This is a genomic window from Amycolatopsis minnesotensis, from assembly GCF_039529815.1.
GTDB lineage: Bacteria > Actinomycetota > Actinomycetes > Mycobacteriales > Pseudonocardiaceae > Amycolatopsis > Amycolatopsis minnesotensis.
Window position 1 is genome coordinate 37,782 of sequence record NZ_BAAANN010000010.1, and the last position, 18,739, is coordinate 56,520.

The window sequence follows — 18,739 nt, forward strand, 5'->3', positions numbered from 1 at the left end:
GGCACTCGGCCGCGCAGTCCACTGTAGACTGTCTGCGCGCCGATTGCACCGGTCCGCGCGAGCTCCTGCCGGCGGAACCGCAGGAGCGGTTCCGCATACTGCTCCTCGATGCGCGCGGCGGCCATCCGCACGCTCCGCTGCCACACGAGGTGGACCGTTGCTGGGCGCGACGCCGGTCGACGGCTTGGCAGCATCGGCGCTGAAAGCCCTCGGTGGTCTCGACGCGGTGGAGCCACCACAGCTTCACCCGCGGCGCCGGCACTTGCGGGCCCTGCTCCGGGCGCGCCGATTTGCTCTTCGCCCGCGGCACCTGCGATCGCTCGGGCGATCTCTACCTCCGCCGCCGGTGCGGGCGGTGCGTGGCGACCGAGCAGGTACGGGCCCCTGACGGCACGGTCCCGCCCGCGTTGCGGCCCCTGGCCGAGGTCCTGGTGGCCGCCGAGCGTCCGCGCTCGCCGCTCGGGTGGCCGCGGGACAGGCCCGCGGTGGAACTGCCGGCGACGCTGAGCACGTCCGGCAGCGAGATCAACCACGAGCACCTCGCCACGCTCACGCTGTGGATCTCCCGCACCGCCGCCTCACCAGCGTCTTGTCCGGCCCTTCGCCGAATGGCAAGTACCGGGACGGTCGACGCCGTGTCGCGCGCGACTCCCGCCGCTACACCGTTGGCAGCATCGACGCGACGGAGCCGATCGTACGGCGTTTCACCTGCCGTCTTGACGTTCGTTGTCGGGGGCCGGGGCGGGCAGAGTTCCTGCTGTTTCCCCCAGCTGTACCCGAGTGCCGGTCAGGTTGCGTCGGAACTCGACGGCCTCGCGCAGGAGCACCCGGCCGTTGATCCTCACTGCGGCGAGCTTGGGCAGCGGGCAGCCGGATGAGAGGAGCCGGTCGAGTTGTGTGGCGTCGACAGTCACCACCCGCAGGGCGCTCAAGCGACCGAGGTCCTCGATATCCGGGACGTCGAGGCCCGCGATGCACAAGCGGGTGAGGCGCGGCAGGGTGGCCAGGACGTCGAGCTCGACCGGGTGAGTGAGGTTGGCGAGCTTGAGGTCCCACAGCGTGGGGTGTCCGGTGAGCGGGGCGAGGTCGACGGTCGCGGCGTCCATGGTCAGGGATTCCAGCTCGGGCAGGTTCGATACCGTCGGCGTGACGGTGTCCGTGCGGTGCACGCCGATCTCGCGCAGCGAGGTGAGCGATTCGAGCACCGCCAGGTCGATGTGGTTCCCGTCGTTGAGATAGAACGCCTGGACCAGGTCCGGTTGCTCGAGGTCGGTCACTATGGCGGCCAGGTTCAGGTCCGCGACGCCGTGGAGGATGTGCCGGTGTTCCCGGTACGGGTACTGATGGAAGGCGGCCGCGACGTCGAGCCGGGGGTCGCCTTCCTGGTGGGTGACCCGGTTCGCGCGCAGTTCGGTGACGATCTCGGTGAGCATCGCGGTGACCGATCCCGCGAGGTAGCGCGGGACGCCGAGGATGTCGCCGACCTCGAGCACTTGGCCGTGTCGGCCATGCTCGGCCGGGTCGAGGTCGACCGCGATCATTTCCCCGCTGTGGTTGCCGCCGAAGGTCACCCACCAGTCGTTGCGCAACAGGCGTTTGATCCGCCCTGGCGGTGCGGCATCGAACACCACATCCGCGTCATCGAGAGGACGCTCCTCCGCAACCCCGCCGTAGGACCCCGGTGGTCCATCGCAGTACCTCTCGACCAGTTCCTCGAGCGAGTCGTGCGCGTAGTACCCCAGCAGGCCACTCTCCGGCGTGTCCCGCCCAACCAAGCGGTACAGCGCCCGCAGGTCTTCGGGAAGCCGGGCCCGGATACGGGCCTCGGCGGCGGCGATTTCCTCTTCGGTGCGGCCTGGTTCCCACTCCGGGGCGTGCCCGGTGATCGCGGTGTACCGATCGGCGAACTCGGTGACCAGCGCGCCGACCTCGCGCAGAACCCCCGGATCCGTAGGCTGCCCGGTCGGCTCGGCCGCCGCCGGCCGGGGCATGCCCGGCACGGGATGGTTCGGACAGCGGACAGCAGGGTCGATCACGAGCCGAGCCGGCGACAAGGTGGAGACCTCGGAGCTGCTCGCGAACCGGTAGGTCCCGTCGGCGCGGAGCACAACCTCGTACACCGCCAACGGGGCATCCCTCGGGATGATGCCGTGCAACCGGTCCATCAATGAACTCGGGTGCTCCGGATCGGGCGCATCGGTCCACGCGTCGAACGAACGCCATCGATCGGTGGCGGATACGTGCAGGACCGCTTCCGTCCAGCCCTCCCCCGCCCAATCCCACAGCCGCCCCGCCAGGTTCTTCCCCATCTCCCCCATGTCCACGCGGTCAGCATAGCGCCGCGATGACGAGCGGCCGGGTAGGTCCTACAGCGTGGTGACGCTCCGATCGGCGGCGTTCGGCTCAGCGGCCGAGCGCCGGATTCGAGATCCTGGCGCATGAAGCCATCGTTCAGAGAAATAGAACGACCTAAAGCGACTGATTTTCACGAAGAGGATAGGAGTGCGGAGATGAATGAGCCACGGCGCCCCACGCCCGAGCAAATCGCCGCCGCTCAACTACGAATCGTCCTCGACCGCAGGTCGGACGGCAGACTTCACCCTCGATCGAAAAGCCTTCCCGGACGTCGGCCGCCGACGAAGGGCAAGGTGTTCCCAATCTAGAAGCTGAATCCATTGAGAATGCTTCGGTGGAGAACGCCGCAAAGATCGTCGACTCGGCATGGTCGTCGTGCAACTCCGAGCCCCACTTCTCGATCTCCACGTACCCGTTGAAGATCCCGACCGGCGGCCACCAGGCACCTCACGACATTTCGGGTCGCGCTGACCTTGGGGTTCGTTTCGAATGCCGTGCCTTCCGTGGCCGTGGCGTTCGAGGTCGGGCACTATCAGCAGCATGGTGTCTGGCGCTCGGCTGACCGTGGGTGTGGAGGAGGAGTACCTCCTGGCCGATCCGGACAGCCGGCTGGTGCGCCCGGTCGCGGACACCGTCATCGCCGACGCGGCGACCGAGCTCGGCCACCGGGTCGGCACCGAGATCACCCAGTTCCAGGTCGAGGCCAGGACCGACCCGCGTACCGAGCTGGCGGACCTCGGTGACCAAATACGGCACATGCGCTCGACGGTCGCGGGCGCCGCGGCCACGCGGGAGGTTCGGGCGATCTCGTCCGGGACCGCGGTGCTCGGCGAACTGGTTCCGCCGCCGATCAGTACCGGCCAGCGCTATGCCAGCAGCGTCGAGACCTTCCGAGCGCTGGACGACGAACAGTCCGCCTGCTCCTGCCACGTCCACATCGGGCTGGCCGACCGGGCGGTGGCGTTGCAGGTCAGCAACCATCTCCGGCCGTGGTTACCCACCTTGGTGGCGATCTCGGCCAACTCGCCGTACTGGGCCGGCCGCGACACCGGCTACGCGAGCTGGCGCACGCTGGCCTGGATGCGCTGGCCAGCGGCGGGGCCACCACCGGTGTTCCACTCGCCCGGCCACTTCGACGACCTGGTCGGACGACTGTCCGAGGCCGGCGCGATCATGGACCCGGCCGGGGTGTACTGGGACGTGCGCCCCTCCACCCGCGCCCCCACCGTGGAAATCCGAGCGACCGACGCCGCCACCACCGCGGGCGAAACCCTGCTGTACGCCGCCCTGGTCCGTGCGCTGGTCGCCACCGCACTGACGGCCATCGACGAGCACCGGCACATCCCCGACCCGACCCCGGAACTGTTGCGCGCGGCCTACTGGCGGGCCGCCCGCGACGGCCTCACCGGGCACGCCGTCGACCCCGGCACCGGACACCTGGTGCCTGCCACCGCCCGGGCCGATGCGCTGCTGACCCACGTCAAAGCCGCGATACGCCACCACGGTGACACCGACCTCGTCGAACGGGAATGGCGCCGGCTCGGCAGGCACGGCACCGGCGCAGACCGCCAGCGAACCGTCTTCCGCAGGCGTGGCCAACTCACCGACGTCGTCGACCACCTCACACTCACCGCGACCGCCCCAACGGAGAGGACCTCGGCATAGACAGTCCACTATGGACACCCTGGCGGTTGCGACCTGGTGCGTGAGCCTTCACCACAGATCACGGGGGACCTCGACGACGCCGAAGCCTTTGGGCGAAGTGGGTGGGCCGCTGGCCGGAATTCCCAGGCAGTCCGCGGTGTCGCCGGAGATCAAGGCCCACGCCGCCTGATCGGCTGGCTCGCGAACCACCACTCCGGAATGACCTCCGGCTTTCCGCGAACACGGCGCGCCCAAGGCGAGTTCCGAAGCGAAAGCCGCGGACGACGGGGTGAGCCTCGTTCGAGTGTCAGTCGACGTAGTGGCTTGTTTTGTGCCGATCGCTGACGTGATCAACACTGGCATGCGGTGTCATCGTCTGGTTCAAGGGAGGGCTCGATGGTCGACGGGTTGGGCGCGCTCGGTAAAGGAGTTTCCGCCGCGGGAGATGTGGCGAAGGACGCGAAGGACGCCGTGGACACCACCACTGGCGGTCTTCTGAAGAGAAAGCACGCACGGTTCTTCGAGGTTCTGGATGCCGACCGCAATGGTTCCATCACCGAGGACGATCTCACCGCGCTCGGGCGGAAGATGGCCGAGGCGACAGGGCATGGCGAGGATTCGGCGAGGGCGCGCGAGCTGTCGTCGACGCTGCGCGAGATCTGGGCGGAGTACGACCGGAGCTTGGTGGACGGTCGTGAGCGGCTGAGCCGCGATGACGTCGTGCGGATCTTGATCGACTACGGGGAGCGACGGCCCGACCGGCTCATCACGTTCATCGGCCAGCTGAGCAACATCTTGTTCGCGATGTCCGATCAGGACGGTGACGGCAAGATCGACAAGGAGGAGTCCGTCCGGCTGACCCCGATGGTCTGGTCGGTGACGAAAGCCGAGGCCGAGACGGCGTGGTCGAAGATCGACGTGCTCAACCGCGGCTACCTCGACTATCCGCAGTACCTGACGGCGGTGACGGAGTTCATGACCAGCGTGAATCCGGTCGCACCGGGCAACTGGATCTTCGGTCGATTCTGATCTTGCCCACCACAGCACCGGCGCCGGCGTTCGAGGGCGGTCCTCTGGTGAAGCTCGCACACGCCGTCAGCCGGCGGGTTCACGTGGTCGCCCGTGATGACGGCTTGCTGGGGCTCGCCGACGATCGTGGCGCCGAGGGCGCGCGGACGGTGGGAACCGTGCCGCCGTCGTATCCGGAATGGCTGGGTGATCGCGGGTTCCTCGCCGCGCACGACGTCCGGTTTCCTTACGTCGCCGGGGAAATGGCGCAGGGTATCGCTACACCGGACCTTGTCGTGGCGATGGCGCGGGCGGAGATGCTGGCGTTCTACGGCGCGGCGGGACTCGGCATGGACGACCTCGGCCGAGGTGTGGACACATTGGCGGATCGGTTGTCCGGGCGCCGGAACTGGGGTGTGAACCTGCTGCACATGCCGGAGGATCCGGCGGGGGAAGACCAGGTCGCCGATGTGCTGCTGCGCAAGCGGGTTCCACGGATCTCGGCGTCGGCGTTCCTGGATGTCACCCCCGCGCTCGCGCGGTGTGCGGCGAAAGGGTTGCGGCAGGACCGCTCGGGAGAGGTGACTCGTCCGGTTTCAGTGTTCGCGAAAGTCTCCCGCCCGGAATTGGCGAAGATGTTCTTCTCCCCCGCCCCGGCCGGGGTGTTGCGGTATCTCGTCGAGCGCGGTCAGCTCACCGAGGACGAGGCGCGGCTGGCGCGGCACGTGCCGCTGGCCGAGGACGTCACGGTGGAGGCCGACAGCGGTGGGCACACCGACGGCCGACCGCTGGTAGCGCTGTTGCCGACGGTGCTGGCGTTGCGGGACACCGCCCCACTGGGCGGGCGAGTCCGTGTCGGTGCGGCCGGCGGGCTGGGTGACCCGGCGGGTGTGGCGGCCGCGTTCGCGCTCGGCGCGGACTACGTGCTGACCGGCACGGTCAACCAGATGTCGGTGGAAGCCGGGATTTCGGCGCGGGCGAAGGACATGCTCGCCAGAGCCACGGTCGCCGACACGGCCATGGCACCCAGCGCGGCCATGTTCGAACTCGGCGCCCAGGTACAGGTGTTGCGGCGGGGCACGCTGTTCGCCGCGCGCGCGGGGCGGCTGCGCGCGTTGTACGACACGTATCCGTCGGTCGAGGCGATTCCCGCGGCCGAACTCGCCCGGGTCGAGCGTGAGTTGTGGGGTGCCCCGGTGGAGCAGGTGTGGGAACAGACGCGGGCGTACTGGTCCGACCGCAATCCCGCGGCCCTCGACCGCGCGGAATCAGACCCGAAGCACCGGATGGCCTTGATCTTTCGCTGGTACCTGGGGCTGTCGAACCGGTGGGCGATCAGCGGGAGCGACAGAACCGTCGACTATCAGCTGTGGTGCGGTCCGGCGGCGGGCGCGTTCAACGCCTGGGTGGCCGGGAGCTTCCTGTCCGATGGACGCCAGCGCACGGTCGCGCAGATCGCGCTGAATCTCCTGCAAGGTGCGGCGGTGCTCACCCGCGCCCACCAGTTGCGCACGCTGGGCGTGCGCCTGCCGCAGCAGGCTTTCGTGTTCCGGCCACGCCGGTTGCGGTGAACCAGCTCGAACATCGAGGGAGCGCTATGCCATCCGAGTCCGGACTTCCCCGTCCCGTGCCGATCGCGATCGTCGGGCTCACCGCGATCATGCCTGGTGCCACCGACGTGGCCGCGTTCTGGCGCAATGTCGTGTCCGGGCGCGATCTGCTGACCGAGGTGCCCGCGACACGGTGGTCGCTGGAGGATTTCTACGATCCCGACCCGCGGGCGGTGGACAAGACCTACTGCAGGCGGGGCGCGTTCCTGCCGGAGGTCGAGTTCGATCCGATGCGGTTCGGGATCTCTCCGAACAAGCTCGCCGCGACCGATACCGCCCAGCTGCTGGCCGTGCTCGCCGCGGACCGGGTCCTGGCCTCGCTCGAGGGCGTGGCGGGTGAGCGGGTCAGTGTGTTCCTCGGCGCGGCCGCATCCCAGCTCCTCGGTGAGATGGCCGGGCGCATGGGGCGTCCGGTGTGGGAGAAAGTGCTGCGGGACAACGGGATTGGCGACGAGCAGGCCGCCCGCGTCTGCGAGGAGATCCTCGGACATGCCGCTCCCTGGCAGGAAGCGACCTTCCCCGGGATGCTCACCAACGTCATCGCCGGCCGGGTGGCCAACCGATTCGACTTCCACGGCGCGAACTTCACCGTGGACGCCGCGTGCGCGAGTTCGCTGGCGGCGCTGTCGGTCGCGGCCGACGAACTCGCCTTGGGCCGCGCGGATCTGGTGCTCACCGGCGGGGTGGACACGCTGAACAATCCGATGACCTTCATCGCGTTCAGCAAGACGCCCGCGCTGTCGCCCACCGGGGACTGCCGTCCGTTCTCCGACCAGGCCGACGGCATGATGCTGGGCGAGGGGCTCGCGTTGTTCGCGCTCAAGCGGCTGGCCGATGCCGAAGCCGGCGGTGATGCGATCCACGCGGTGATCACCGGTATCGGGTCGTCCTCGGATGGGGCTGGCACCTCCATCTACGCACCGGCGCGATCGGGGCAGGAACGCGCGCTGCGCCGCGCCTACGCCGCGGCCGGGTACGGCCCGGAAACGGTGGAGCTGGTGGAGGCGCACGGCACCGCGACGCAGACGGGGGACGCCGCGGAGATCGCCGCCCTGCGCACGGTGTTCGCCGATCAGACCCGGGCACGCTGGTGCGCCTTGGGATCGGTGAAGTCGCAGATCGGGCACGCCAAAGCGGCCGCGGGCGCCGCTGGGCTGCTCAAGGCCGTGCTGGCGTTGCGGCACCGCGTGCTGCCGCCCACGATCAAGGTCGACCGCCCCCACCCCGAGTTGGCCGTCGACGACAGCCCCTTCTACGTCAACACCGCCACGCGCCCCTGGCTGCGCGACGATCGGCACCCGCGGCGCGCCTCGGTATCGAGCTTCGGCTTCGGCGGCACGAACTTCCACGTCACGCTCGAGGAGTACCGTCCGCGCCACCGCGGACGGATGGCACCCGCCTGCACGTCACGTCCGACCGAACTCGTTCTGGCCTCGGCCGACTCACCGGACACACTCATCGCCCGCTGCCGGGAACTGGCTGCCAGCACCGGCTCGCTGCCCCTTCTGGCGCAGCGAGCCCAGCACGAGTTCGACGCCAGGAGCACGTGCAGGCTTGGCCTGGTCGCAGCGGATTCCGGTGACCTGGCCGCGAAACTCGACCAAGCGGCACAGCAGATCACCGCACGGCCCGGCGGCTTCCACACCCCCGCCGGGGCGCACTACGCGAACGGCCCGCGGCAGGCTGGGCGGATCGGATTCCTCTTCCCCGGCCAGGGGTCGCAGTACGTCGGCATGGGTGCCGACCTGGCCGTGCACTTCCCGCACGCCCACGAAGTGTGGAGCGAGTCCGCCGCCGCCCTTCCCGGGCTGGCGGAGCGGGTGTTCCCGATCCCGGTGTTCACCGAGGAAGACCGCGCGCGCCAGCGGGACCGGCTGAGGGCGACCGAGTGGGCGCAGCCCGCCATCGCGGCCGCCTCCGTCGCACTGCTGACCGTGCTCGACTCCGCCGGGATACGGCCGGACGGCGTCGCCGGGCACAGCTTCGGCGAACTGACCGCCCTGCACGCGGCGCGGGCGATCGACGCGAGCACCCTGCTGCGACTCGCGCGCCGCCGCGGCGAGCTGTTCCGCGATGTCCCGGCCGGGCCCGGTGGAATGCTCGCGGTCGAGGCGGTCCCGGAGGAGATCGCCGACCAGCTCGCCGGGCGCCAGGTCTGGATCGCCAACCACAACACGCCGCGCCAGCTCGTGCTCTCCGGCACCGCGGACGCACTGAGCGAAGTCGAAAAGCTCTTACCGCCCACCGCGGGCGCCCGCAGGCTCGGCACCTCCGCGGCGTTCCACTGCCCGCTGGTCGCCCCCGTGGCCGAACCGCTCGCGGAATACCTTGCCACGCAACCGGTACGGTCTCCGCTGCTCGACGTCTACAGCAACACCCACGCCACCCGGCACCCACTCGCACCCGACGACATCCGGCACTCGATCGCCGACCAGGTCGCCGCGCCGGTGCGGTTCGCCGACATGATCTCGGCGATGTATGCCGACGGGGTGCGGACGTTCGTCGAGGTCGGTCCCGGCCGCGTGCTCACCGGACTGGTCCGGCAAACCCTGGACGGCCGCGAACACCACGCGATCGCGACCGATCACCCAAACCGAGACGGGGTGACGGCGCTGCACGAAGCGCTCGCCCAGTTGGCGGTGCTCGGTGTGCCGATGTCGTTCGGCGGCCTGTGGCAGGGCGCCGATCTTCCCCGTGCGCGGGACGCAGGCGAGCACGGTCGGATGCCGATCATGATCGGTGGCGCGAACCACGGCAGCCGCTATCCAGCGCCGGCGGGGCCAACGCCACCCGCCGTCCCACCGCCGGCGTCCAGCCCACCGGCCCCGGTCCTGCCGCCCGCTCCCGCACCGATGCCGGATCCAGGCGGCGGCACCGCGGTCGAGGCGCTGCTCGAAGTGCAACGACAGACCTCCCAGGCCCACTCGGCCTACCTCGCGATGGCGGCCCAGTCCGTCCACGCGATCGGCGCCATGACCGACCCCGCGACCGCGCGGGCTCGCGCTCCCGAGCCCGCACCACCGCATCCGGCCCACACACCGACGGCCCCGCCCGTCGAGCCCGATCTGCCCGGCGGTCCCGGCCCGCACGCCGACCCGCCGACCGGTGAGCTGGTCACCACGGATCTGGAAGCGACCCTGCTGTCCGCGGTGTCGGACACGACCGGCTACCCGCTGGAAGTACTGAGCCCGGACATGGAACTCGAAGCCGACCTCGGGCTGGACTCGATCACCCGCGCCCAGGTGTTCGCCACCGTACGGCCGATGTTGCCGGGCCTGGAGGCCATCGGCAGGACGGCCCTGAGCGAGCTGGCCACCCTGCGCACCGTCGGCGAGATCGCTATCCGGCTGCGTGCGGTGATCGGCACCGGCCCACCGGTCACGACCGTGGTCTCCACCCGGCCACGACGGCAGATCCTCGAGCTCGTTCCGGCGCGACCGGACGGGAAAGCCGCGACACCACCGGAGGGCACACTGGCCATTCTCCGCGACAGCTCCGGCATCGCGGAGAACCTGGCACACCAGCTCACGGCCCGCGGCGTCCCCGCCGTCGTTCACGACACCGCGCCGCCGGATGCCGGTGGCGTGGTGTTCCTCGGCGGGCTGGCTCCGGTCCGCACACCCGAGCAGGCATGGGAGATCCACACCGCCGCGTTCCACACCGCCCGCACCGTCGCGCCGCGCATGACCGCCGCGGGCGGGCTGTTCGTGACCGTTCAGGACACCGGCGGCTTCGGCCTCCGCCACTGCGATCCCCTGCGGTCCTGGCTGGGTGGTCTGGCCGCACTACCCCGCACCGCGCGATGGGAATGGCCGAAAGCGACGACCCGGGCGATCGATTGCCGCACCGAAGGCCGGTCGAACTCCGAGATCGCGACCATGATCGCCGACGAGCTGCTCCGCATCGACCACAACCGCGACGTCTACCTCGACGGCGACGGCAACCGGTGGACACCTGCCATCATCGAGGCCGAACCAGCGGAACCAGCATTCCTTCCGCTCGACCACGATCCGGTCCTGCTCGTCACCGGAGGGGGACGCGGTATCACCGCCGCCGCCGTCATCGCGCTCGCCCAGCACCAACCGGCGGGTTTCGTGCTCTGCGGGTCTTCCGCCGACCCGCCGCAGGACACGATCAGCACACTCGAGGCCACCGGATCACGCGTGCGGTACCTGGCCGTCGACGCCCGCGATCGGGAACGGCTGCACGACGAGCTGGCGGGCGTCCGCAGTGACTGGGGGCCGGTCACCGGCCTTGTGCACGGAGCGGGCGTACTCGCCGACGGGCGCATCGAACACAAGACCGACGAGCAGTTCCACCAGGTGTTCTCCACCAAAACCGCCGGACTGCGAGCAGTGCTGGCCGAGACCCGGGACGATCCGCTCCGCCTCGTCGTCGTGTTCTCCTCGGTCTCGGGCACCGTCGGAAACCCGGGGCAGAGCGACTACGCCATGGCGAACGAGACCCTCAACCACGTCCTGGCCGCCGAGCGGGCCCGGCGCCCGGACGCGATCGTGCGGTCGATGATCTGGGGGCCATGGCACGGCGGCATGGTCACTCCAGCGATCCAGGAGACCCTGGCCATGGCCGGGGTGCGCACCATGTCGATAGAGGAGGGTGTGCGGTCCTTCCTCGCCGAGCTGGGCACCACCGCGACCGACCCCCGCGTGATCCTCTCGGCCGACTCCCTTGGCGAGGCGGAAACGCGATGACGAACCACGTTGAAAGCCCGGATGCGGAGGTCATGCCACGGCCCCCGCGGATTCCGCTGCCGGGGCCAGCCGGAGCCGGTGAGCGCACCCAGGCCCACCCGGTGGCCGCCTGCCATCACGACGTGACGACCCTGCACACGCGCTACCTCGAGCTGCAACGCGAGATCGTGGCCCTGCTTTCCCAGCACGGAGCCACACCACCGGTCGAAGACAATGTGCCGACCGCCACCGAGACCATTCTCGACCCCGCCGCGGAGCCGTGGCTGGCCGACCACAGTCCGCTGTGGACAATTCCGGTGCTGCCCATCACCTGTGTCGCCGAGCAGCTCGCCCGTGCCGCGGGACAGCACCCGGTGCGCGTGCTGCGCGACATCCAGATGCGCCGCTGGCTACCCGTGCCCGGGCCCACGCCGATCCGGCTCACCTGTGACGGACCAGCCGTCGGCATCGAGGTCTGGTGGGAGGCCGCCACGCCGGGGATGTCACGATACGCCACCGTCGCCACCGGCACCGTCGGCGAAACCCCCTCACCGCGGCCAGCTCGATTCGCACCACTCACCGACGCCGAGCCCCTGCCCGACCCGTACTCGACCGCCGAAGTGTTCCACGGGCCCAGTTTCCAGTACCTGACCTCCGCACGGATCGGCTCCGTGGGCGCCACGGCAACCCTCGACGCCTTCCGCGGAACCGTTCCCCACGGCCTCCTCCACCCCGGCCTGCTGGACTCCGCCCTGCACGTGATCACCCCGGCCACGCTTCGCCGATGGATGCCGGAGCGCACCACCGACTCGTTCGCGTTCCCGCACCGCATCACCGCGTTGGAATTCCACGACCACCTGCCGCACGCCGGGACCATCGACGCGGAAGCCCGGTTCGCGGGCGCGGACAGCACCGATCCGCGACTGTTCAGCCTCGACCTGCAACTGTGTAGCGACGACACCGTGCTGGTTGCCTTCCACGTCGTCCTCATCACCCTGCCGGCAGGGCCCTTCGCCGACGTGCCGGGGTTGACCCGCCGTGCCTACCTGCGTGACCGCGAGTTCGTGCCCAGCCTCCTGCTCTCCACGCAAGAGGGGACGTCGACGGTCGTGCACCGCGACGCGATCGAGCCGTTCGATCGCATGCCCGGCGCGGCCACCTCGATCTACGCGCTGGGGCAGGGGGACACGCTGCCGCAGATCGCCGCGAAGGAACACCTGGCGCGCCTGATCCGCGCACACCCCAGCCGCATCACCGTCGACAACGATCTCCGCCACGCCCGCTGCGACGGGCGCGCCTGGCCCATCTCCGTCACACACGATCACGACCACGCTCGCGTTCACGACAGGAACTGACCAATGCCCGCACGGACGATCCTGCTCACCGGCGCATCCGGACTGGTCGGCTCCGCACTGGCACGCGCGCTCGACGGACACCACGTGATCAGCCTTGCCCATCGCAAACCCGTTGACGGACAAGCGGTTCACGGCGATATCACCCGCCCCTGGCTGGGCCTGCACCCCGGCGAATACCGGCGGCTAGCCGGTACCGTCGATGTCGTCGTACACTGCGCCGGCCTCGTCCACTTCAACGCGCCCGCCGACCGTCTCCACGACGTCAACGTCCGCGGTGTCGGCCACATCCTGTGCTTCGCCGAGGACGCCGGGGCCCGGATCGTCCACGGCTCCACCGCCTACGTCACCCGAGCGGCCGACGGCATCACGCTCAGCGCCTACGCCCACTCCAAAGCCTCCGGCGAAACCCTGGTCCGCGAGTCCGGTCTGTCCGCCGCGATCGCCCGGATCTCCACCGTCGTCGGTGACTCCAGCAACGGCCGCATCGCCCGGCTCCAGGCGTTCCACTACCTGCTCGGCGCCGCCCTGTCCGGACAACTACCCTTCCTGCCCGCCAGCACCGCAACGCATATCGACCTTCTCCCCACCGACACCCTCGCCCACGCCCTCGCGGCTCTGGCGACCAACGATCAAGCGAACGGCGACTACTGGCTCACCGCAGGACCCGCCGCGACGCCGTTGAGCCGCATCATCGACATCGGCTTCCCCCTCGCCGCCGGCAAACTTCGCGACCACCCACGCCGCCGGGACATCGACCCCACCGTGTTCCGGCCCCGCATCATCGACCCGGCCGTCTGCGACCAGGTCATCGACATGGCACTCAGCCACACCAAACCCGATGCCGCACCCAGCGTCATCCAGCACATCGTCGGCCTGATGGCCACCTACAACAACGCCCCCGAACTCCCCACCTCCCTCGGCACCATCCCCGGCGGGCCACCCGCGCCCAACCGGGCGGCACAAGAGAAAGCGGTCGAGGCGCTGTGCCGCCACCTGCTCGCACTGCCGCACGAAACCTGGCACTGGGTCTAACCGGGCAGACAGGGCCGGCACGAACCCGGGCGGCAGGCGTGGGTTTCAGCGAGTGGCGGGCGGCGACAACCGTTCTGTGCCCGCGTCCCGGAATCGTGCGGCAGCCGCGCCAGGCCGAGATCCGTCTGCTGGTCCCTTCACACGCCCTCATCTTCCCGTGGGACGAGTGAGCGCCACAGATGGCGTGATGACATAGCGATGGCGACTACGCGATCGCGCCTTCCGCGGCCACCTCGTCGAGCGGGACTCGCGCACTGTCGGTGTGGCCTCGTGCCCGGTAGCCGCCGGTCTTCCAGTAGCGTGTCGCCGCGAAAAGCGGCGGTATCTTTGGGAGTGTTGGCCTGCAACGAAATCCACCATCTCCCCATCGCCGTCATCCACCGTCCAGTACAGGATGCCGCACACGGATTCCGATGCCCGCCACGGCGACGAGGCCGCCAATACCGCTCCCGGCAGTGCCACTACCAGCGGCAATCCACCCGCGACACCATCACCGTCACGAACTAGGACTGGAGTGCTAAAAGCCTCCCGGGGCGTTGCCGGCTGTGTTCCGGGAAAGGCGGGTCAGTTCGACGACGGGGATTCTGCGGGAGGTTGCGTTCTGGTATGCGGTGTAGCGGTCGTTGTTCACGGCGTTGACGATGCCCCAGTAGCGCGGGTAGTGGTCGTCGGCGGGCGGGATGACACGGGCGGTTGCCGGGATGCGGTGCCGGGCGACTTGGATTTCGCAGTCAGGATGGGCTTTCAGGTTGACCAGCCACGACGGCGCCAGGGGGGATCCACCGTTGGAGGCCACGACGAGGTAGCGGTCGCCGTCGCGGGCGTAGATCAGCGCGGTGGTGCGTTCGATACCGGTCCGTTTTCCTGTGGTCCGCAGCAGGAGTGTGGGACGGCCCAGCAACAACTTGTGGCCGAGCAGGCCATCGGTGTGGACATATGTCGCTTGATGGGTGCGCAGCAGGGCGTGATACAGGTTCACCGCGGCCTCCTGGATTCCGGGACTGGCGCCGCACCTGGGGCGGTTTCGGCGCGAAGGGCTCGGGCCATGCCGCGAGACGGCATCCGGCGGCCCGGGATGCGCCCGCCGCCAGCGCGGCGCGGCGGGTGCACCCAGGCTGGGGGCTCGGGACCCGTCCGCGACATGACCACTGAGAATGTAACCACTGAATACAATGTAGTCAACGGTTACTTTGGTGGTGCGGTGCTCGGGTGCTGATCGCGGCTGGTGGTCAGTCCCGGGGTTTCAAGCCCTGGATGAGGAGGTCGATCGTCTCGCGCAGCAACTCCTCGGCGTTCTCGCGGCTCACGAAACCGGTGCCGACGAACGTGATCAGCCCCTGCAGCGCCGCGGCCGCCGACAAGCCGATGCGTTCCGGCGCACCGGCGACGACCTCGCCGCGCTGCTGCGCGTCGGCGATGACGCCGAGCGGCAACGCGAAGGCGCCCGCCACGGCGCCGGTGAAATCCGCCCCTGAGCCGGAGCTGTGCTTGCGCGCGAACATCAACGTCAGCAGCGAGGAGTTCGCCACGGCGAACCGCATGTAGGCCTGCGCCAGGGCGTGCAGCCGGTCGCGCAATGATCCGTCCGGCAGATCAGCGGCCTGGAACTCGGCCCCGAGCCGGTGGAAGCCTTCCACGGCCAACGCGTCCAGCAGCGCCTGCTTGCCGCTGAAGTGCCGGCGGGGAGCACCGTTGCTGACCCCCACATCACGCGCGATCTCCCGCAGCGACAACCCGTCAACGCCCGTCTCGCGCAACTTCTCCTCGGCTCGGCGCAGAACGGCCGACCGCAGATCGCCATGGTGATAGCGGCCACGAGACCCCGTCACGCCAGACTCGGTCACAGGGGAGCCACGTTCCACAGAGCCATCCCGGCAGTCTAACCGTAAGCGACCGACTCGACGTGCAGCACTGACAAGCGTGATCACGCCGCCGCCCACAAGATCCCTGGTACTTCCCGGGCCTGGAGGCGCTGTCCGCAGAGGACGGCGGGAGCGCTGCCGCTGGACCCCGATGCTCGCGCCTCGAAATGCGGGCAGGCTTCAGGAGAAGAGGCGATCAAGGTCGATGGCCAGGCCGGCCAGTGTGGTCTCAACCGGTGCCGCCACCCAGAGCAGTGCCGAGCATCCTGGCCGGTTCGCGTCTCCTCGATGCTCGCTCTCGGCCAATCCGCGTAAGCCGACTTCGCGAGACAAAGCACCTTCGGATCCCATGTCGGTGTCGCTCAATGTGAAGCGTCGCGCGTGGCCAGGCGCAGCTCGACGAGGTCGAGGCCGAACTCGGCCCGGAGGTCACCGGGATTCGCTGCGACGTAGGTCGGCTCGAAGACCTCGACGGGCTCTACGCGACCGTCGCCGGATCGGGATCGCAGGCCCCCTGGGCGAGAGCACCGAGGAGCAGTTCGACGCCGTGTTCACCACCAACACCACGCCGGGTGTTCGTGACCAAGCCCGGCGTTAGAACCTTCAAGCCGTTCCGCCCGGCCGGGTCAGCGTCTCGACGTGCCGGTGCGCCGGAGGGCCAAGGCGTTCGTGCAGCGCGAAAAAGAGGTCGGCCGCCTGAGATCCTCGCCAGTTACCGGGAAGCAGCTCGATCGGCAACCCCGGGTCCAGGTACGGCAGTCGCCGCCAGTGCGTGAGGACCTGCACGTAGTCCGCGAAGGCCGCCTCGTCGTCGTCGCGTCGTTTTCGGCGCCATCGCGCCGAAGTCGGGCGGTACTCCGCGACGAACTCGTCGTACATCCGCTCCAGCCCGTCGAGGTCCCACCACCGGGCCACCCGCTCCGGCTCCGGGCGAAACGCGACGTACCCGGCGCGGAACAGATCGACGTAGTCGGCCAGTCCGCCGCCGGCCAGCGCGTCGCGCGCCTCCTGTTCGAGGTGGACCGGCGCGATCCACACGCCGGCGGCGACCGTCCCGAAACCCAGCCAGGACAGCCGCGACCGAAGCTGGTGCCGCTTCTCGCGCTCTGCCTCGGGGACGCTGAACACCGCGACCAGCCAGCCGTCACCCGTGCCGGCGCGGTGCCGCTCGAAGATGCGCCGGTCGCCTTCCAGGAGGATCGCCCGGCCCCGGTCGGAGAGCGCGTATCCGGCGGCTCCGCGGACCTTCTGGGCGACCAGGACGCCGCGGCGCTTGAGCCGCGAGATCGACGAGCGGACCGCGGGCTCGTCGACCCCGGCCGTGGCCATGAGCCTGATCAGGGCGCTGACGCTGAGCGCCCCGCCCACTTCGCGCGCGTACAGGCCGTAGATGGTGACGATGAGGGCGCGCGGCTGGATCGGCTTCACCTGGCCAGCGGTCCCGCCTTGCCGGATTTCGAGCACGCGACGGGAGTCTAGCCGGGTCCGGCTATGCCGCGGCGTTGACTGCCGTCATCGGCGATGCATAGTCTCCCTGGACGCCCCCGTCGCCGGGAAGGACGCCATGCCGCCTTCAGCCTCCGCACACGTCGACACCTTCTGCCGGGACAACCTGCCAGCCGAGGAGGAATGGCCCGAGCTGCCTTTCGGCGATCTGCGGTATCCCCGTCGCCTCAACTGCGCGGTCGAGCTGCTCGACAGGGTCACCGACCGGGTCGGTGCCTGCCGGACCTGCCTGCTCGCGCCCGGCTCCGATCCGTGGACCTACGGCGAGCTGCGCCGTGTCTCGAACCAGATCGCCCGTGTGCTGGTCGAAGACCACGGGATCGTGCCCGGCAACCGCGTCCTGCTCCGCGGCCCGAACAACCCCTGGCTGGTCGCGTGCTGGTTCGGCGTGCTGAAGGCGGGTGCCGTCGCGGTCACCACGATGCCGATGCTCCGCGAGTCCGAACTGGCCACCATCGCCGGGATCGCGGCGGTCGACTTCGCGCTGTGCGACGCCCGGTTCACCGGCGCGCTCAGGTCGTCGGGGATTCCGGGGCTCCGCGTCGTCGAGTACGGCGACGGCGGCGACCTGATCCCGGCGATCGGGACCAAGCCCGCGGAGTTCACCCCGGTCGACACCGCGGCTGACGATGTGGCCCTGCTCGCCTTCACCTCCGGGACGACCGGCCGTCCCAAAGCGACAGCGCACTTCCATCGCGACGTTCTGGCGATCACCGACACGTTCTCCGCGCACGTGCTCAAGCCCGAAGCCGCCGATGTCTTCACGGGCACCGCGCCGCTGGCGTTCACGTTCGGTCTCGGCGGCCTGGTCGTCTTCCCGCTGCGGGCCGGTGCCTCGACGTTGCTGATCGAGAAGGCGACGCCCGATCGGCTCGCCGAGCTGATCGCCCAGCACGCCGTGTCGGTCTGCTTCACCGCGCCGACGGCGTACCGGGCCATGCTCGCGTCCGGAAAGGCCGACCGGCTCTCGACGTTGCGCCGCGCGGTTTCCGCGGGCGAGCACCTTCCCGCCAGTACGTGGCAGTCCGTCTTCGACGCGACCGGTATCCGGCTCATCAACGGCCTCGGGGCCACCGAGATGCTGCACATCTTCGTCGCCTCCGCCGACGACGACATCCGGCCCGGCGCCACCGGTCGCGCGGTACCCGGATACGTCGCGGCGGTGGTCGACGAGCGCGGAAACCCGCAACCAGCCGGGACGGCGGGACGGCTCGCGGTCAAGGGGCCCACCGGCTGCCGGTACCTGGCCGACGCGCGGCAGCGCGCCTACGTGCGGAACGGGTGGAACATCACCGGCGACACCTTCGTCCAGGACGCCGACGGCTACTTCTGGTACCAGGCCCGAAACGACGACATGATCGTGTCGTCGGGCTACAACATCGCCGCCCCCGAGGTCGAGGAGGCGTTGCTCGCGCATCCCGATGTGCTGGAGTGCGGTGTCACCGGCCTCCCGGACGAGGCGCGCGGCCAGCTCGTCACCGCGTTCGTGGTGCTGCGCGAAGGAGCAGGCGGCGCACAGGAGACCGTCACGCGACTGCAGAACTTCGTCAAAGAGCGCATCGCGCCGTACAAGTACCCCCGCCGCGTGGTCTTCGTCGGCGCACTGCCCAAGACCACCACCGGAAAGCTGCAGCGCTACCGGCTCCGGGAACTAGCGCCGAAGGCGGAGAGCTGAC

General features: G+C 69.8%; 12 protein-coding genes. 7 read left to right on the forward strand and 5 right to left on the reverse strand.

Annotated elements, in window-relative coordinates:
• Positions 1-331 precede the first annotated feature (331 nt).
• Together ABD256_RS14225 and ABD256_RS14230 are read right to left on the reverse strand one after the other, a co-directional pair.
• Positions 332-553 carry a hypothetical protein gene (locus ABD256_RS14225; protein ID WP_344417747.1) on the reverse strand — a complete coding sequence of 74 codons (222 nt, stop codon included), beginning with the start codon at positions 551-553 and terminating at the stop codon, positions 332-334.
• A gap of 151 nt (positions 554-704) precedes the next feature.
• Positions 705-2,318 (reverse strand): SMI1/KNR4 family protein, encoded by a 1,614-nt coding sequence (locus ABD256_RS14230; protein WP_344418158.1) that lies wholly within the window; start codon positions 2,316-2,318, stop codon positions 705-707.
• Between the two features lie 577 nt (positions 2,319-2,895).
• Between ABD256_RS14230 and ABD256_RS14235 the strand changes: the two genes are divergently transcribed.
• From ABD256_RS14235 to ABD256_RS14260, 6 genes are all read left to right on the forward strand, one after another.
• A complete protein-coding gene (locus ABD256_RS14235) occupies positions 2,896-4,020 on the forward strand; it encodes a carboxylate-amine ligase (RefSeq protein ID WP_344417749.1) in 1,125 nt (374 codons plus the stop codon).
• Positions 4,021-4,395: 375 nt separating this feature from the next.
• Positions 4,396-5,028 (forward strand): EF-hand domain-containing protein, encoded by a 633-nt coding sequence (locus tag ABD256_RS14240; RefSeq protein WP_344417751.1) that lies wholly within the window; start codon positions 4,396-4,398, stop codon positions 5,026-5,028.
• 47 nt (positions 5,029-5,075) lie between these two features.
• The gene (locus tag ABD256_RS14245; RefSeq protein WP_344417753.1) at positions 5,076-6,578 is read left to right on the forward strand and encodes a PfaD family polyunsaturated fatty acid/polyketide biosynthesis protein; all 1,503 of its coding nucleotides are present in this window, start codon (positions 5,076-5,078) and stop codon (positions 6,576-6,578) included.
• Between the two features lie 26 nt (positions 6,579-6,604).
• Entirely contained in the window at positions 6,605-11,329 is a 4,725-nt protein-coding gene (locus ABD256_RS14250; protein WP_344417755.1) for a type I polyketide synthase, read from the forward strand.
• Positions 11,326-12,663, forward strand: a complete 1,338-nt coding sequence (locus ABD256_RS14255; protein WP_344417757.1) for a polyketide synthase dehydratase domain-containing protein — start codon at positions 11,326-11,328, stop codon at positions 12,661-12,663. Before ABD256_RS14250 ends, ABD256_RS14255 begins: the two co-directional genes overlap by 4 nt.
• A gap of 3 nt (positions 12,664-12,666) precedes the next feature.
• Positions 12,667-13,695 (forward strand): SDR family oxidoreductase, encoded by a 1,029-nt coding sequence (locus ABD256_RS14260; protein WP_344417759.1) that lies wholly within the window; start codon positions 12,667-12,669, stop codon positions 13,693-13,695.
• A 517-nt stretch (positions 13,696-14,212) separates the two neighbouring features.
• Here the strand turns inward: ABD256_RS14260 and ABD256_RS14265 are convergent.
• The 3 genes from ABD256_RS14265 to ABD256_RS14275 all read right to left on the reverse strand — a co-directional run bounded on the left by ABD256_RS14265 (position 14,213) and on the right by ABD256_RS14275 (position 17,021).
• A complete protein-coding gene (locus tag ABD256_RS14265) occupies positions 14,213-14,674 on the reverse strand; it encodes a nitroreductase/quinone reductase family protein (protein ID WP_344417761.1) in 462 nt (153 codons plus the stop codon).
• A gap of 250 nt (positions 14,675-14,924) precedes the next feature.
• Positions 14,925-15,539, reverse strand: coding sequence for a TetR/AcrR family transcriptional regulator (locus ABD256_RS14270; protein ID WP_344417763.1), 615 nt, complete (start codon positions 15,537-15,539; stop codon positions 14,925-14,927).
• A gap of 621 nt (positions 15,540-16,160) precedes the next feature.
• Positions 16,161-17,021 (reverse strand): PaaX family transcriptional regulator, encoded by an 861-nt coding sequence (locus tag ABD256_RS14275; protein ID WP_344417765.1) that lies wholly within the window; start codon positions 17,019-17,021, stop codon positions 16,161-16,163.
• 100 nt (positions 17,022-17,121) lie between these two features.
• Between ABD256_RS14275 and ABD256_RS14280 the strand changes: the two genes are divergently transcribed.
• Positions 17,122-18,738 carry an AMP-binding protein gene (locus ABD256_RS14280; RefSeq protein WP_344417767.1) on the forward strand — a complete coding sequence of 539 codons (1,617 nt, stop codon included), beginning with the start codon at positions 17,122-17,124 and terminating at the stop codon, positions 18,736-18,738.
• The last annotated feature ends 1 nt before the right edge of the window (position 18,739 follow it).

What these genes read in the sequence shown, in the direction of transcription:
- ABD256_RS14255 (WP_344417757.1), top strand. Translation starts at nt 11,326, where the DNA reads ATGACGAACCACGTTGAAAGCCCGGATGCGGAGGTCATGCCACGGCCC.
- ABD256_RS14280 (WP_344417767.1), top strand. Translation starts at nt 17,122, where the DNA reads ATGCCGCCTTCAGCCTCCGCACACGTCGACACCTTCTGCCGGGACAAC.
- ABD256_RS14235 (WP_344417749.1), top strand. Translation starts at nt 2,896, where the DNA reads ATGGTGTCTGGCGCTCGGCTGACCGTGGGTGTGGAGGAGGAGTACCTC.
- ABD256_RS14260 (WP_344417759.1), top strand. Translation starts at nt 12,667, where the DNA reads ATGCCCGCACGGACGATCCTGCTCACCGGCGCATCCGGACTGGTCGGC.
- ABD256_RS14240 (WP_344417751.1), top strand. Translation starts at nt 4,396, where the DNA reads ATGGTCGACGGGTTGGGCGCGCTCGGTAAAGGAGTTTCCGCCGCGGGA.
- ABD256_RS14250 (WP_344417755.1), top strand. Translation starts at nt 6,605, where the DNA reads ATGCCATCCGAGTCCGGACTTCCCCGTCCCGTGCCGATCGCGATCGTC.
- ABD256_RS14230 (WP_344418158.1), bottom strand. Translation starts at nt 2,318, where the DNA reads ATGGGGGAGATGGGGAAGAACCTGGCGGGGCGGCTGTGGGATTGGGCG.